The following is a 14,168-nucleotide window of genomic DNA, read 5'->3' on the forward strand; positions in this document are numbered from 1 at the left end:
CATTGTGCCGGCCGCGCGCGCCGGCGCGCAAATTCCCTTATCATAATCGACCCGCCCCGACAGGATGTTGAAGCCATGAGCCAGAACCCCTTACTTGATTTCTCCGACCTGCCGCGCTTCGACGCCATCCAGCCGGAGCACATCACGCCCGCCCTCGACGCGCTGCTGGCCGACGCCCGCGCCGCGATAGCCGCCGTCGTCGCCGCCGGCGGGGACAGCTGGGACGCCGTGGTGGAGCCGTTGACCGACGCCACCGAGAAACTGGGCCGCGCCTGGGGCGTGGTCGGCCATCTGAACGGCGTGGTGGGCAATACCGAGGGCCTGCGCGAGGCGTACAACGCCGAAATCCCGCGCATCTCCGCCTTCTTCACCGAACTGGGGCAGAACCTGGACCTGTTCGCCCGCTTCAAGGCGGTGGCGGCCAATCCGGCGTTCGCCGCCGCCAGCGCCGCGCAGAAGAAGGTGATAGAGAACGACCTGCGCGACTTCCGCCTGGCCGGCGCCGAGCTGCCGGACGCCGAGAAGGCGCGTTTCGCCGAGCTGTCCAGCCGCCTGGCCGAGCTGTCCAACCAGTTCTCGCAGCACGTGATGGACGCCACCGACGGCTTCAGCCTGTACATCGACGACGCGGCCGAGCTGGCCGGCATTCCCGAGGACACGCTGGCCATGTACGCCGCGATGGCCGAAGCCGACGGCCAGCCGGGCAAATACAAGCTGGGCCTGCAGTTCCCGCTGCTGTTCCCGGTGCTGCAGTACGCCGACGACCGCGCCTTGCGCGAAAAACTGTACGAGGCCAACGCCAAGCGCGCGTCGGAATTCGGCCCGGCCGAGCAGGACAACGGCCCGCTGATCCGCGAAAAGCTGAAGCTGGCCGCCGAAGAGGCGCAGCTGCTGGGTTTCGCCGACTACGCCGAACTGTCGCTGTACACCAAGATGGCGGAAAGTCCGGCGCAGGTGATCGACTTCCTGCGCGATCTGGCCCGCCGCGCCAAGCCTTACGCCGAGCAGGACCGCGCCGAGCTGGAAGCCTTCGCCCGCGACGAGCTGGGCCTGGACACGCTGCAGGCCTGGGACATCAGCTACGCCAGCGAGAAGCTGCGCGTCGCACGCTACGCCTTCTCCGAACACGAAGTGAAGCAGTACTTCCCCGAGCCCAAGGCGCTGCAAGGCCTGTTCGGCGTGGTCGGCACGCTGTACGGCGTGCGCTTCGCCGAGCGCCAGGTCGCCACCTGGCACCCTGACGTGCGCTATTTCGAAATCTTCCAGGGCGACGCGCTGCTGGGCGGTTTCTACCTCGACCTCTACGCCCGCGACGGCAAGCGCCCGGGCGCGTGGATGGACGATGTGCGCGGCCGCCGCCGCAAGGGCGGGGACGTGCAGACGCCGGTGGCCTACCTGGTGTGCAACTTCAGCCGCCCGGTCGGCGACAAGCCGGCCTACTTCACCCACGACGAGGTGATCACGCTGTTCCACGAGTGCGGCCACGGCCTGCACCATCTGTTGACCCGCGTCGAGGTGGCCGGCGTGGCCGGCATCAGCGGCGTCGAGTGGGACGCGGTCGAGCTGCCCAGCCAGTTCATGGAAAACTTCTGCTGGGAGTGGGACGTGCTGCAGGGAATGACCGCGCACAGCGAAAGCGGCCAGCCGCTGCCGCGCGAGCTGTACGACAAGATGATCGCCGCCAAGAACTTCCAGTCCGGCATGCAGATGGTGCGCCAGCTGGAGTTTTCCTTGTTCGACATGCAGCTGTACACCGCCGGCAATCCCGACAGCGTGGACTGGCTGGCCTTGCTCGACGAGGTGCGCCGCGAGGTGGCGGTCAACGTCCCGCCGGCCTACAACCGCTTCCCCAACAGCTTCAGCCATATTTTCGGCGGCGGCTACGCGGCCGGCTACTACAGCTACAAGTGGGCCGAGGTGCTGTCGGCCGACGCCTACGCCGCGTTCGAGGAGGCCGGCGGCGCCAACCCGCAGGTGGGCCGCCAGTTCTGGGACGAGATCCTGGCCGTCGGCGGCAGCCGTCCGGCGCTGGAATCGTTCCGCGCCTTCCGCGGCCGCGACCCGCAGATCGACGCGCTGCTGCGCCATTCCGGCATGGTGGCCGAATCGGCGTAAAAAAACTTTCCGGCTCCGGAACTCCCCCGAAGACGCCCGGCTCTAAACAAGTGCTCAGGGTTGTCTTCCGGAGCAGCAAGCGAGCCAGACGCGTATCAGGGGTAGTGATATAGTGTCTATTCCACGCCTCCGCCAACAGCGGGGGCGTTTTTTTATCCGGCCCCCTGCACAGCGGCGCGCGCGGCTGTTATGGTGTCGGCCTTTAGCCCGTCATGGAGAGAGCGCCGATGCGTTTCGCCACCTGGAACGTCAATTCGCTGAAAGTCCGCCTGCCGCAGGTGCTGCAATGGCTGGCCGACACCGGCGTCGAAGTGCTGTGCCTGCAGGAACTGAAGATGGACCAGGACGCCTTCCCGCTGGCCGAGATCGAGGCCGCCGGCTATCGCGCCGCCTGGTTCGGCCAGAAGACCTATAACGGCGTCGCCATCCTGGTCAAGGCGCCGCTGGAAATGACGGACGTCGTCGCCGGCATTCCCGGCTACGGCGACGAGCAGCGCCGGGTGATCACCGCCACCGTGAACGGCGTGCGGGTGATCTGCGCCTACTTCGTCAACGGCGAGGCGGTCGATTCGCCCAAATACCCGTACAAACTGGAATGGCTGTCCAAGCTGGAGGGCCATGTCGCCGCCGAGCTGGCCAAGCACCCGAACCTGCTGCTGCTGGGCGACTACAATATCGCGCCGGAAGACCGCGACGTCTACGATCCGGAGGGCTGGCACGAGCAAGTGCTGTGCAGCACGCCGGAGCGCGAGGCCTTCCGCCGGCTGATCGCGCTGGGCCTGTCCGACAGCTTCCGCCTGTTCAATCAGGAAGAGAAGCAGTACAGCTGGTGGGACTACCGCCAGATGATGTTCCGCCGCAACAAGGGCGTGCGCATCGACCACATCCTGGTCAGCGACGCGCTGAAGGCCCGCGCCGAGGCCTGCGAGATCGACAAGGCGCCGCGCAAGTGGGAGCGCCCGTCCGACCATACCCCGGTGGTGCTGACGCTGGCCGATTGACCGGTCCGTTTGCCCGCCCGACGGCCCGGCCTTGCGCCGGGCCGCTTCGTTTCCGGGCGGTCCGGGCAAGGTTTGGCCTGGCTCAAGCCGATGGAAGGAAGGGCTTGCTAAGCTCTTTCCATCCAATAACACCGAGCGGCAGCCCGCCATGACCACATTGCACACACGCACCCCCGCCGATCCCTATTACCGCGACGTCCCCGACTATATGGTCGAGGTCTACGACTGGGCCTACGTCAATCCGCGCAAGGCGCGGCTGCTGGACCGCAAGCTGGTGGTCAGCACGCTGCTGTTCGGCAACGACCGCCGGCTGATGCGAGCCTATCTGCAGCAGATCCGGCCCGGCGACAAGGTATGGCAGGTGGCCCATGTCTACGGCGACCTGGTGAGCCGCGCGGCGGCGCGGGTCGGCGCCGCCGGCCGCTTCACACTGACCGACGTCACGCCGATACAGGTCGAACTGGCCGCCGGCAAGCTCGCCGGCCTGCCGCAGGCCCGGCTGGAGCGCGCCGACGCCGCGACCTTCCGGCCGGCGCAGCCGCAGGATCTGGTATGCAGCTTCTTCCTGCTGCACGAGGTGCCGGAGGACAAGAAGTCCGCCATCGTCGCCAATATGCTGGCCCAGGTGGTGCCCGGCGGCCGGGCGCTGTTCGTCGACTACCACCGTCCCCGCCCGTGGCAGCCGATAGGCTGGCTGCTGAAGTGGGTGAACCGGAAGCTGGAGCCGTTCGCCGAGGCCTTGTGGAACACGGAGATTGCCGACTACGCCGCCGAAGCCGCCGGCCGTTTCGAATGGCGCAAGCGCACCGTGTTCGGCGGGGTCTACCAGATCGTCGTCGCGCAACGGCGCGATTGAGTTTCGATGAGGGATGGCGGGGCGGAGAGCCGCCAGGCAAGCCGCTGAGCCAAGGCGCGCCGACGCGGACAGTACAGATCGTACGGCAAGGAGGCGCAACGCGGGATGGGTTCTTTGCAATGGGTCGGAGAGCCGCCAGGCAAGCCGCTGAGCCAAGGCGCGCCGACGCGGGCAGTACAAATCGTACGGCAAGGAGGCGCAACGCGGGATGGGCTGTTTGATGGGGCGGAGAGCCGCCAGGCAAGCCGCTGAGCCAAGGCGCGCCGACGCGGACAGTACAGATCGTACGGCAAGGAGGCGCAACGCGGGATGGGCTCTTTGATGGGGCGGAGAGCCGCTAGGCACGCCACTGAGCCAAGGCGCGCCGACGCGGACAGTACAAATCGTACGGCAAGGAGGCGCAACGCAGGATCAGCGGCTTGCCTGGCGGCGAAAGGCTGTACGTCGCGTTACATGGGCTTACAAGGCGCTAACAGACGGGTGAAGGGGGGAGGGCTAGGATACGACTCAAGGAAACACCAAACACGGTGCCTTACGGCGAAACGAAAGCCGCCGTTACCGACCTGGAGATGAATCATGAAAAAGCTGACCGTTCTTGCCCTGTCCGCCGTCTTTGGCCTGAGTTCCGCCGCCGGCTTCGCCGCCCAAGCCACCACCGCCTCCGCTCCGGCGGCCAAGGTCGCTCCGGCCGCCAAGAAGGCCGACAAGAAAACCCCGACCAAGATCCACCACGCCAAGAAGGCCGAAAAAGTAACCGCCTCGGCCCAGAAGGCCCAGGCAGCGAAGGCCGATGCTTCCGCGCCGGCCGCCAAGAAGGCCCACAAGCACGTAGCGAAGAAGCACGCCGCCAAGAAGGAAGCTTCCGCTCAGAAGGCCCAGGCCGCCAAGTCCGACGCCTCCGCCCCGGCCAAGAAGGCCGCCAAGAAGAAAGTCGGCGTGAAGAAGCACGCGTCCGCTCCGGCCGCCCAGAAGGCTCAGGCAGCCAAGTCCGACGCGTCGGCTCCTAAGGCCAAGAAAGCCAAGAAGCACGCCGCCAAGAAAGAAGCTTCCGCTCAGAAAGCCCAAGCCGCCAAGGCCGACGCTTCCGCTCCGGTAGCCAAGAAGGCTCACAAGCACCACGCCAAGAAGCATCACGCCGCCAAGAAGGAAGCTTCCGCCGCCCAGAAGGCTCAAGCCGCCAAGGCCGACGCTTCCGCTCCGGTAGCCAAGAAGGCCCATAAGCACGCGGCCAAGAAGCACCACGCCGCCAAGAAGGAAGCTTCCGCCGCCCAGAAAGCCCAGGCAGCGAAGGCCGATGCTTCCGCCCCGGCAGCGAAGAAGGCTCACAAGCATCACGCCAAGAAGGCGCACAAGGCAGCCGCTTCGGCCGCCAAGTAATCAAGCAGACCACGGTCTGGCTCGCATAAAAACTGGGGAGGCTTCGGCCTCCCCCTTGTTTTGCCTGCGGGCGGGACATAAAGAAACAGCCCCGCGGCCTGGCCTGCGGGGCTGTGTGCGTTCCGTCGGAACGGAGGTTTACTTCTCGACGAAGGCGCGTTCGATCGCGTAGTCGGCCGGCTCGCCCATGCGCGGCGATTCCTTGAAGCCCATGCCGTTCAGGATCTCGCACAGATCGTGCAGCATGCTCGGGCTGCCGCAGATCAGCACGCGGTCGTGTTCCGGATTCAGCTGCGGCAGGCCGATGTCGGCGCACAGCTTGCCGTTGGTGATCAGATCGGTCAGGCGGCCCTGATTGCGGAACGGTTCGCGGGTGACGGTCGGATAGTAGATCAGCTTTTCACGCACCATCTCGCCGAAGAATTCGTTTTCCGGCAATTCCTTGGTGATGTAGTCGTGGTAGCCCAGCTCGCTGACCCAGCGCACGCCGTGGGTCAGGATCACCTTGTCGTAGCGCTCGTACACCTCCGGGTCCTTGATGATGGACATGAAGGGGGCGAGGCCGGTACCGGTCGACAGCAGGTACAGGTTCTTGCCCGGCAGCAGATTGTCCTGCACCAGCGTGCCGGTGGGCTTCTTGCTGATCATGACGGTGTCGCCGACCTGAAGGTGCTGCAGCTTGGAGGTCAGCGGGCCGTCCTGAACCTTGATGCTGTAGAACTCCAGATGCTCCTCGTAGTTGGAGCTGACCACGGAGTAGGCACGCATCAGCGGCTTGCCGTTGGCTTCCAGGCCTATCATGACGAACTGGCCGTTGATGAAGCGCAAACCCGCGTCGCGGGTGCAGGTGAAGCTGAAAAGGGTGTCGTTCCAATGGTGGACGGACAGGACTTTTTCAGCGGTCAGATTGGGAGAGGACATGTCTTGTGCGGCTCACTCAATAAAGATCGGAAAATGTTGCGTCGCAATGATTTTAACCCGTTTGCCAGCCCCTTGCTCGTGCGTGCGGCGTCGGGTGTTGTGCGGCCGCATGGCGCGCGCCATGCGGCGGATTGTCTTGGGATGGCGCCGGCCGGCGGCCGGACGCGATCGTGAGCGGCGCGGGCTTTGCCGCGCGGATAGCGCATGTTACCCGACTGCGGCGGCGCGCCGGAAGATTGTTTGACGATTTTTTTAGCGCTGGCCGTTATTTGCGGCGATGCCGACGTGATAGTTCAGCCATAAGCGAAAAGGGCGTCCCGGTGATGGGACGCCCTCTGGATGATTGCGGGGATGCGCGCAGCCGCGTCTGAGATCGATGCCGGACGCCGGTCTGGCTGTGCGCATCGGTCCTCGCCGCGATGGACGGGACCGTGTTGAAGCGGGGGGCGGCTGCCGGTACTGCCTATCCTGCATGCCGCCGGTACGTCATCGCTGGCCCTCGTATGGGCGCGTTTCCGGAAACGGGGTTTCCGTTTGATCCTGCAGTACGAAACTTTCATTCATCGTGCCGGTTGCGAATCGGCGAGTGGTGCCTGGCCGGCTGGCGGCTTTGAAAAGTCGACGCATCCGTCCTGGATGCTGGTTCGGGCATTGCGGACACCTCCGGTGCCGGCCGCCGCCGCTGTCTGGGCGCGGCCTCAATGCCATGTTAAGCGCAAGGTCGCCTGGCCGTGTTGCCTGACATATCCTTCACCCTCCCTGCCGCCTCAACTTTTCCAATATAGTACTTACAGCTGTTAAAGCAAGGATTGCTCAATCTGCCGTCGCGGCGACCGCGGCGGCGGTGGCGGCGTTCGGGCGTAGGTGCGATTCGAACTGGCGGCTGGCCGCCTGCCAGGAATAGCGTTCGGCCACTTGGCGTACCAGGCCGCGGTCGATTTCCATCGCCTTCAGGCAGGCGGCGCGCAGGTCCCAGTCCAGCGCGCCGGCGCCGCTGTCGCCGACCACGTCCAGCGGACCGGCGACCGGAAAGGCCGCCACCGGTGTGCCGCAGGCCATCGCCTCCAGCAGCACCAGGCCGAAGGTGTCGGTCAGGCTGGGAAAGACGAAGACGTCGGCGGCGCGGTAGAAGCGCGCCAGTTCCTGCTGCGGGAACACGCCGGCGAAATACACGTCCGGGTATTCCTGCTTCAGCCGGGCCAGCAGCGGGCCGTCGCCGACCACCCATTTGCTGCCGGGCAGGTCCAGCTTCAGGAAGGCCTCGATATTCTTTTCCACCGCCACCCGGCCGATGTAGACGAAGCGCGGCGGGGCGGACTCGTCCAGCCGCAGCCGCTCGCCGGGGGAGAACATTTCGGTGTCGACGCCGCGGCTCCACAGCTTGATGTTGTCGAAACCCCGCGCCGTCAGATCGTCGGCGATGGAGCGGGTCGGCACCATCACCGCCTGGGAGGCGTTGTGGAAGCGGCGCATCCAGGCGTAGCTGATGTCCAGCGGCAGCCGGCAGCGGGCGTGGATGTATTCGGGGAAGCGGGTGTGGTAGGCGCTGGTGAAGGCCAGGCCGCGGTTCAGGCAATAACGTCGGGCGGCCAGGCCCAGCGGCCCCTCGGTGGCGATGTGGACGGCGTCGGGCGCGAAGCCGGAGATGCGCTGCGCCACCTGGCGGTAGGGCAGCAGCGACAGCCGGATGTCCGGATAGGTGGGGCAGGGTATTGTGTGGAATTCCAGCGGCGTGATCATATTGACCTGGTGGCCGAAGCCGTCCAGCTCGCGGACGGTTTCGGTCAGCGAGCGGACCACGCCGTTGACCTGCGGCTTCCAGGCGTCGGTGACGATCATGATGCGCATGACGACTCCTCGGGAGAGGGAATGGGATCGGCCTCGACATCGGCGGCCGCGGCGGGCCGGAGCATCGCGGTCCAGTGCAGCACCTGCAGGCGCCCGTCGGGGTGTTCCACCAGCGCAGACAGGCTTTCCACCCAGTCGCCGCTGTTGCCGTACAGGATGCCGTCTATCATCCTCACCTCCGGCTTGTGGATGTGGCCGCAGATCACGCCGTCGAAGCCGCGCCGCCGCGCCTCGCCGGCCAGGATGGTTTCGAACTGGCTGATGAAGTTCACCGCGTTCTTCACCTTGTGCTTCAGGTATTGCGACAGCGACCAGTACGGCAGCCCCAGCCGGGTCCGCACCCAGTTGAAGCCGCGGTTCAGCTGCAGGATCAGCGTGTACAGATTGTCGCCGAGATAGGCCAGCCACTTGGCGTACTGGATCACGCCGTCGAATTCGTCGCCGTGCAGCACCAGGAGGCGCTTGCCGTCGGCGGTCAGGTGCTCGGCCTCGTGGCGTATCGCGACGCCGCCGAAGTCCAGTCCGCAGTATTGCCGCGCGGCCTCGTCGTGGTTGCCGGGGATGTAGATCACCTGGCAGCCCTTGCGCGCCTTTCTGAGCAACTTCTGCACCACGTCGTTGTGGCTTTGCTTCCAGTACCAGGACTTTCTCAGCTGCCAGCCGTCGACGATGTCGCCGACCAGATACAGGTAGTCCGATTCATGTTCGCGCAGGAAGTCGAGCAGATGGTCGGCGCGGCAGCCGGCGGTGCCGAGGTGGACGTCGGAGATCCAGATGCTGCGCAGTCGGCGGGGGGCGTCGGGAGCGGAGTCTGGCTGCATGGCGAAGTCCGTGAGACGTGATGACTATCTCATGCTGCAATGCCGAGGTGACAGACGCGTGAGGCTTTGTTGACGGCGAAATGAATAGTACGAGGCAGGAAGATGACGCCGCCGCGCGCGGGGCTGCGACAATTCGCCGCAGGGCCGGCGCGGCGCCTTGCGGTATGCTGCGAACGTTTGGGCGCTGACAGGCGTCCGGCAGACAACGGTTGCCAGCCCGCCCTTACCAGGCGGGCTTTTTTTAGCCCTGGGCCATGATCTGGCGGCGGTTGCTGTAGTGGGCGCGGACGATGTCGCGGACCTCGCAGCTGACCATGGCGACGTCCGGCAGCCAGGCGCAGACGGTGTGGACCAGGCTGTTGGCCAGCCGGCCTTTCTGCTCGTCGCTGCGTCCGGCCAGGATGTGGCAGACGATGTGGACGAAGTCCTGGTCCTTGCCGCCGACCAGATAGTCCTCGTAGGGCAGCAGCCTGACCTTGATGTCGTGGGTTTCGAACAGGCCGCTGGCGTCGGCGGCCTGATGGGCCGATTGCAGCAAGCGGTGGATGTCGGGCTGGGCGGCGATCTGGGCCGAGCATTCGATGACGCAGTGGGGCATGGGCTTCTCGCTATCGGTGGGACGGGTCGGCGGGCGCGCCGAAGCGCATCCGCCAGAACAGCGCGTTGCAGACGCCGCCGGCCATCGCGCCCAGGTACATCGTCATCCAGTCGTTGTACAGCAGCGGCTCGGCGACGCGGGCGTACAACAGCGTCACGACGCTGCCGCTGAAGGCGCCGGGGACGAAGGCGGCCAGCGCCAGCAGCCAGGCCGGCCACGATTCCCGCCAGCGGGCTATCGGACCGTCCATCGCGATGCGCAGCAGGCATAGCAGCAGGCCGAAGACCAGCGCCGGCACCGCGCCCATCAGATAGGCCATCATCGGCACCACGCCGCTGGCCAGCAGCGCCACCAGCGGACCCAGCAGGATGAACAGCGTCAGCCCGCAGGCCAGTATCTTCAGGTAGGGAGTCTTCATCCGGGTTCGGCAGGTGGCAAAAGGCTTCCAGCGTAGCAGACTGGCAGGCCGCCGTCATCGGCCGGCTTTGGGTTCGGCGGCGAACGGGTCGGCCAGCCGCGGATCGCCGGTCAGCGTCTCGTCGGTGAGCGTTTTCAGAAAGGCGACGATGTCGGCCTGCTCGGCGGGCGTCAGCCGGATGCGGTCCACCAGCGGGTCTTTCCAGCGGTTGCGGCGGCCGTCGCCGCGGCCGTGTTCGGCGTGGACGCGCACCGCCTGCTCCAGCGTCGCGACGCTGCCGTCGTGCATATACGGCGCGGTCAAGGCGACATTGCGCAGGCCGGGGCTGCGGAAGCGGCCCATGTCGGCCGGCCTGCCGCTCAATTCCAGCGTGCCGCGGTTGGGGAAGGGATAGCCGCCGTCGCCGTCGGTGTCGTACAGGCCGATGTTGCGGAACGGCAGGCCCCGGCCCTGTCCGGCCATCTGCTCGTCGAAATCGGCGCTGCCGTGGCAGCGGAAGCACTGGCCCCGCTCCGAGCGGAACAGCGCCAGCCCGCGAAGCTCGGCGGCCGACAGTCGGGCCGCGCCGGCCTGGTGGCGGTCGTAGCGCGAATCGAAGGACACGATGCCGCGCTCGAAGCTGGCGACGGCCTTGACGATATTGGCCAGCGTTAGCGGCCGCGCCTCGCCGGGAAACACGCGGGCGAATTCGCGCCGGTACAGCGGGTCGGCGGTCAGCCGCGCCAGCACCGCCTGCCGATTGCCGTCGTTGATGCCCATCTCGACCGGATCGGTGCGGAACAGCGGCCCGTCCATCTGCCGCTCCAGCGTCGTCAGCGAGTAATTGGCCCAGGTGTAGCTCCGGCGCCAGGCGACGTTGACCAGCGGCTGGGCGTTGCGCAGCGTGCGCTCGCCGGTGGCGCCGGCGGACAGCGCGACGCCGTCGCTGAAGGCCAGCCGCTGCTGGTGGCAGCTGGCGCAGCTGACGCCGCCGTTGCCGGACAGTCGCTTGTCGTAGAACAGCCGCCGGCCCAGCTCGAACTTGGCCAGGCTCATCGGATTGTCGGCCGGCACCGGCGGCGGCGCCACGCCGGCCGGCAGCTGCCAGTGCCAGTCGCCGACCGGCGCCGGCGACGCCAGCGGCTCCCGGCCGCCGGCGGCGAGCAGGACGGCCAGCGCCAGCGCGGCGAGCGGCCTCATCGGCCGGTCTTCTCCAGCCGGAACACGCGCGAATGGCGGCCGTCGTCCAGCGGCAGGCCGCCGTCGCCGGCGCCGGGGGCGCTGTCGTTCAGCCTCAGGCCCAGCCGCTCGAAGATCGGCCGGCATTCGGCGTCGGTGGCGTTGGACTTGCAGCCGAAGTCGGCGCTGTCGTCGCGGCCGATGTCGTTGCCGGCGAACAGCGACTGCAGGTCCAGCACCACCTGGTCGGACTTCGGATCGAAGCGGTCGAACGCCACCTTGAAGCGGTTGGGCTTGCCGCAGCGGTAGCCACCGACGGCGGCGGCGTCGGGCTGGCAGTCGGTGGAGCCGAGGTGGAAGGCCCAGCGGTCGCTGGTGCCGCCGCCGGCGCGCCTGACGCCGCCCTCGGGCGCCAGGTCGACGCGCATGAAGCGGTGGCCGGACTGCCATTCCCACATCAGCCAGTAGATGCCGAGTATCGGGTGCGGCGGGCTGTGCGCCGGCTGGTGGTTCAGCGCGACGTCCTCGCCTTTGGCGTTTTTGGCCGACACCGGCACGCCGACCCGGAAGCTGAGACCGGTGTAGCTGTCGGCCGGCACGCTGCCGACCACCTCGCTATTGCCGCCGGCCAGCGGCTGGTAGACCGGGGTGTCGCCGTCGTCGCGCGCCGGGTCCTTGCAGCTGCCGCCGGCGAAGTCCAGCAGCGCCAGGTTCAGGTACTGCCATTTGCTGCCCTGGTCCAGCCGCAGCGGCACTTCCTGGCCGCGGTTGTTGATCAGCGCCACGTCGTGGACGTAGAGCATGCCCTCGGCCAGCGTGGCCGTGGCCTGGCCGCTGCCGATGCCGGCGATCCGGGTATGGCAGGCTACCGGCTGGCCGCCGGCTTTCAAGGCGAAGCGGACGGTGGTGTCGCCGCCGCCGTAGCCGGGGTCCGGACGCGCGGCGTCCTGGCCCTGCTCGCCGCTGCTTTTGACGCCGCCGCCGAGGCAGGCGGCCAGACCCAGGCACAGGCCGGGCACGAGAATCCAGTTGCGCTTCATCTTGATCTCCCCTTGGGCATTACCAGTGCGCCTGCAGCTTCATCCACAGCGTGCGGCCCGGTTCGTTGACGCGCAGGGCGCGCTGGTAGCCGGCGACGTCGGCGCCGCTGCTGCTGACGTGCTCGGCGTAGCCGCGGTTCAGCAGGTTGTCTATGCCGGCCGTCAGCTTCAGCGCCTTGCTGACGCGCCAGCCGCCGTTCAGCGACAGCACGGCGAAGCCCGGCGTCGGACCCAGGTCCTGGCTGGCGATATTGCCCTGGCCGACGGCGTAGCGGTCCTGGCCGGCGGCCACGCGCCATACGGCGGCGGCGGCCCAGGTCTGGTTGTCCCAGGCCAGGCTCAGCGTGGCGCTCAGCGGCGGCGTCTGTGCCAGCGGCCTGTCGTCGGTGGTGTTGGCGCCCCAGCTGTAGGCGGCGCTGCCGGCCAGCCGCCACTCGGGCGCGAACTGCCAGGAGGCGTCGGCCTCCAGGCCGTAGCGGACGGCCTGGACGTTGCGGGTGGCCTGGGCGGCGGTCCGGTCGACCAGCAGGAAGTCGTCGATGCGGCCGAGATAGGCCGACAGCGAGCCGCTGACCTTGTCGCCGTGGTACAGCGCGCCGAAGTCGAGCTGGGTGTTGCGTTCCGGCTGCAGCACTGGCCGGCCGGCGGCGACATAGCTGCGCTCCCAGTAGTCCGGCGCGCGCTCGGCGACGCCGACGCCGGCGTACGGCGTCCAGTCGCCCAGCTTGTACTCGTAGCGGGCGAAGCCGCTGTACAGCCGGTAGTCCTGCAGCTGCTCGCCGCGGCCGGCGGCGGCGTCGTAATAGGCGCGCACGCGGTCGTGGCGCCAGCCGGCCACCAGCTTGCCGCCGTACAGCGGGGCGCTGCCCTCGGCGTACAGGCCGGCGCGCTGCAAGTGCTGGTCGGCCACCCGTGGCTGGGCGGCGTAGTCGAGCCCGCCGGCGCGGCTGGTGTGGCGGTCGTTCTGCCAGTCGACGCCGACGGTCAGGTCGATGTCGGAGAACGCCAGGTCCGCCTCCAGCTTGGCGGCGTCGGTGTTGCGGTCCGGATTGCTGGCGCGCGGCGGCCTGCCCGGCGCCAGCGGCCGCAGCGAGTAGTTGTCCATCACGTGGTCGGCGTAGCTGTGGTTGGCCGCCAGCCTGACCGCGTCCAGCCACGGCGCGAGATTGCGCTGCTCGGCCTTGAGGCCCCAGGCGCTGCGGTCGAACTGGCTGCCGTCCATCATCCGGTCGGCGTAGGCGGCGCGGCCGCGGCCGAAGTCGCCGGACAATTCCAGCGTGGTGTCGCGGCCAGGGGTGAAGCCGGCGACGACGCTCTGGCTGTCGCGGCGGTAAGCCGAATGGACCTTGCGGCCGTCGCCGTCGCGGTAGTCGCCGGCCTGGTTGTGCGAATCTATCAGCCGCAGATAGCCGAGCGGGCCGCCCAGCGTCAGGTCGGCGTAGCCGTCGTAGCGCTCGGCGGAGCCGGCCAGCACGCTGCCGTCGAAGCGCAGGCCGGCCGCGTCGAACGGCCGGGTCCGGCGTTCGAAGCTGACGGCGCCGGCGATCAGCGCGCCGCCGTATTTGACCGATTGCGGTCCCTTGATCACCACCAGCTTGTCGTAGGCGTCGGGAAACAGGTAGGCGGTGGGCGGGTCCATCCGGCCCGGGCAGCCGCCGTAGACGAAGCCGCCGTTGGCCAGGATGTTCAGGCGGGAGCCGCCGAGGCCGCGCAGCAGCGGATCGCCGGAGCTGCCGCCCTTGCGCACCACGTCGAAGCCGGGAATGGTTTTCAGCAGGTCGGCGCCGTCGCCGGCCGGCACCGGTTGGCGCGGCGCGCGCGGATCGGTCTCGACCCGCAGCGGCTGCTCGGTCCTGACGGCGGTGACGACGATGGTGTCGGCGTGGAATTCGGGCAGATCGGCGCCCATGGCGGAGCCGGCCGCCAGCGCCAGCGGCACGGGCAGCAACAGGGGATTCAGGTTCATCGCGGAATGTCTAGCTTATGGTTTTATGCCGTCGATGCTAGTGGAAACT

General features: G+C 67.7%; 12 protein-coding genes. 4 read left to right on the forward strand and 8 right to left on the reverse strand.

Translation table 11 applies throughout. From position 1 onward, the window contains the following. The first annotated feature begins 75 nt into the window (after nucleotides 1–75). From CXB49_RS01330 to CXB49_RS01345, 4 genes are all read left to right on the forward strand, one after another. Nucleotides 76–2,115, forward strand: coding sequence for a M3 family metallopeptidase (locus tag CXB49_RS01330; protein WP_101706737.1), 2,040 nt, complete (start codon nucleotides 76–78; stop codon nucleotides 2,113–2,115). A gap of 227 nt (nucleotides 2,116–2,342) precedes the next feature. Further along, a complete protein-coding gene (xth, locus tag CXB49_RS01335; protein WP_101706738.1) occupies nucleotides 2,343–3,116 on the forward strand; it encodes an exodeoxyribonuclease III in 774 nt (257 codons plus the stop codon). A 148-nt stretch (nucleotides 3,117–3,264) separates the two neighbouring features. Beyond that, nucleotides 3,265–3,972 carry a rhodoquinone biosynthesis methyltransferase RquA gene (gene rquA / locus CXB49_RS01340; RefSeq protein WP_101706739.1) on the forward strand — a complete coding sequence of 236 codons (708 nt, stop codon included), beginning with the start codon at nucleotides 3,265–3,267 and terminating at the stop codon, nucleotides 3,970–3,972. Between the two features lie 576 nt (nucleotides 3,973–4,548). After that, a complete protein-coding gene (locus CXB49_RS01345; RefSeq protein ID WP_101706740.1) occupies nucleotides 4,549–5,349 on the forward strand; it encodes a hypothetical protein in 801 nt (266 codons plus the stop codon). A 138-nt stretch (nucleotides 5,350–5,487) separates the two neighbouring features. On the opposite strand, the gene CXB49_RS01350 is transcribed toward CXB49_RS01345, so the two are convergent. The 8 genes from CXB49_RS01350 to CXB49_RS01385 form a co-directional block, all read right to left on the reverse strand. Continuing rightward, nucleotides 5,488–6,270 (reverse strand): ferredoxin--NADP reductase, encoded by a 783-nt coding sequence (locus CXB49_RS01350; protein WP_101706741.1) that lies wholly within the window; start codon nucleotides 6,268–6,270, stop codon nucleotides 5,488–5,490. Nucleotides 6,271–7,083: 813 nt separating this feature from the next. Next, a complete protein-coding gene (locus CXB49_RS01355) occupies nucleotides 7,084–8,118 on the reverse strand; it encodes a glycosyltransferase family 1 protein (RefSeq protein ID WP_101706742.1) in 1,035 nt (344 codons plus the stop codon). Then, on the reverse strand, nucleotides 8,106–8,939 hold the full coding sequence (locus CXB49_RS01360; protein WP_101706743.1) for a UDP-2,3-diacylglucosamine diphosphatase: 834 nt from the start codon (nucleotides 8,937–8,939) through the stop codon (nucleotides 8,106–8,108). Before CXB49_RS01360 ends, CXB49_RS01355 begins: the two co-directional genes overlap by 13 nt. A 241-nt stretch (nucleotides 8,940–9,180) precedes the next feature. Then, nucleotides 9,181–9,537: a 5-carboxymethyl-2-hydroxymuconate Delta-isomerase gene (locus CXB49_RS01365; protein ID WP_101706744.1), complete on the reverse strand. Its 357-nt coding sequence runs from the start codon at nucleotides 9,535–9,537 to the stop codon at nucleotides 9,181–9,183. Between the two features lie 10 nt (nucleotides 9,538–9,547). Further along, nucleotides 9,548–9,955 (reverse strand): hypothetical protein, encoded by a 408-nt coding sequence (locus tag CXB49_RS01370; RefSeq protein ID WP_101706745.1) that lies wholly within the window; start codon nucleotides 9,953–9,955, stop codon nucleotides 9,548–9,550. Nucleotides 9,956–10,009: 54 nt separating this feature from the next. After that, nucleotides 10,010–11,134 (reverse strand): methanobactin export MATE transporter MbnM, encoded by a 1,125-nt coding sequence (locus CXB49_RS01375; RefSeq protein ID WP_101706746.1) that lies wholly within the window; start codon nucleotides 11,132–11,134, stop codon nucleotides 10,010–10,012. Next, nucleotides 11,131–12,153, reverse strand: coding sequence for an MbnP family copper-binding protein (locus CXB49_RS01380; protein ID WP_101706747.1), 1,023 nt, complete (start codon nucleotides 12,151–12,153; stop codon nucleotides 11,131–11,133). Before CXB49_RS01380 ends, CXB49_RS01375 begins: the two co-directional genes overlap by 4 nt. 19 nt (nucleotides 12,154–12,172) lie before the next feature. Then, nucleotides 12,173–14,119 carry a TonB-dependent copper receptor gene (locus tag CXB49_RS01385; protein ID WP_101706748.1) on the reverse strand — a complete coding sequence of 649 codons (1,947 nt, stop codon included), beginning with the start codon at nucleotides 14,117–14,119 and terminating at the stop codon, nucleotides 12,173–12,175. Between the last annotated feature and the right edge of the window lie 49 nt (nucleotides 14,120–14,168).

The sequence above is a fragment of the Chromobacterium sp. ATCC 53434 genome, assembly GCF_002848345.1.
In the GTDB taxonomy this organism is placed as follows: domain Bacteria; phylum Pseudomonadota; class Gammaproteobacteria; order Burkholderiales; family Chromobacteriaceae; genus Chromobacterium.

Bases quoted from the DNA above. Each gene is read 5' to 3' on its own strand.
- CXB49_RS01350 (WP_101706741.1), bottom strand. From the start codon at position 6,270: ATGTCCTCTCCCAATCTGACCGCTGAAAAAGTCCTGTCCGTCCACCAT.
- CXB49_RS01330 (WP_101706737.1), top strand. From the start codon at position 76: ATGAGCCAGAACCCCTTACTTGATTTCTCCGACCTGCCGCGCTTCGAC.
- CXB49_RS01355 (WP_101706742.1), bottom strand. From the start codon at position 8,118: ATGCGCATCATGATCGTCACCGACGCCTGGAAGCCGCAGGTCAACGGC.
- CXB49_RS01345 (WP_101706740.1), top strand. From the start codon at position 4,549: ATGAAAAAGCTGACCGTTCTTGCCCTGTCCGCCGTCTTTGGCCTGAGT.
- CXB49_RS01370 (WP_101706745.1), bottom strand. From the start codon at position 9,955: ATGAAGACTCCCTACCTGAAGATACTGGCCTGCGGGCTGACGCTGTTC.
- rquA (WP_101706739.1), top strand. From the start codon at position 3,265: ATGACCACATTGCACACACGCACCCCCGCCGATCCCTATTACCGCGAC.
- CXB49_RS01385 (WP_101706748.1), bottom strand. From the start codon at position 14,119: ATGAACCTGAATCCCCTGTTGCTGCCCGTGCCGCTGGCGCTGGCGGCC.
- CXB49_RS01375 (WP_101706746.1), bottom strand. From the start codon at position 11,134: ATGAGGCCGCTCGCCGCGCTGGCGCTGGCCGTCCTGCTCGCCGCCGGC.
- CXB49_RS01360 (WP_101706743.1), bottom strand. From the start codon at position 8,939: ATGCAGCCAGACTCCGCTCCCGACGCCCCCCGCCGACTGCGCAGCATC.
- xth (WP_101706738.1), top strand. From the start codon at position 2,343: ATGCGTTTCGCCACCTGGAACGTCAATTCGCTGAAAGTCCGCCTGCCG.
- CXB49_RS01380 (WP_101706747.1), bottom strand. From the start codon at position 12,153: ATGAAGCGCAACTGGATTCTCGTGCCCGGCCTGTGCCTGGGTCTGGCC.
- CXB49_RS01365 (WP_101706744.1), bottom strand. From the start codon at position 9,537: ATGCCCCACTGCGTCATCGAATGCTCGGCCCAGATCGCCGCCCAGCCC.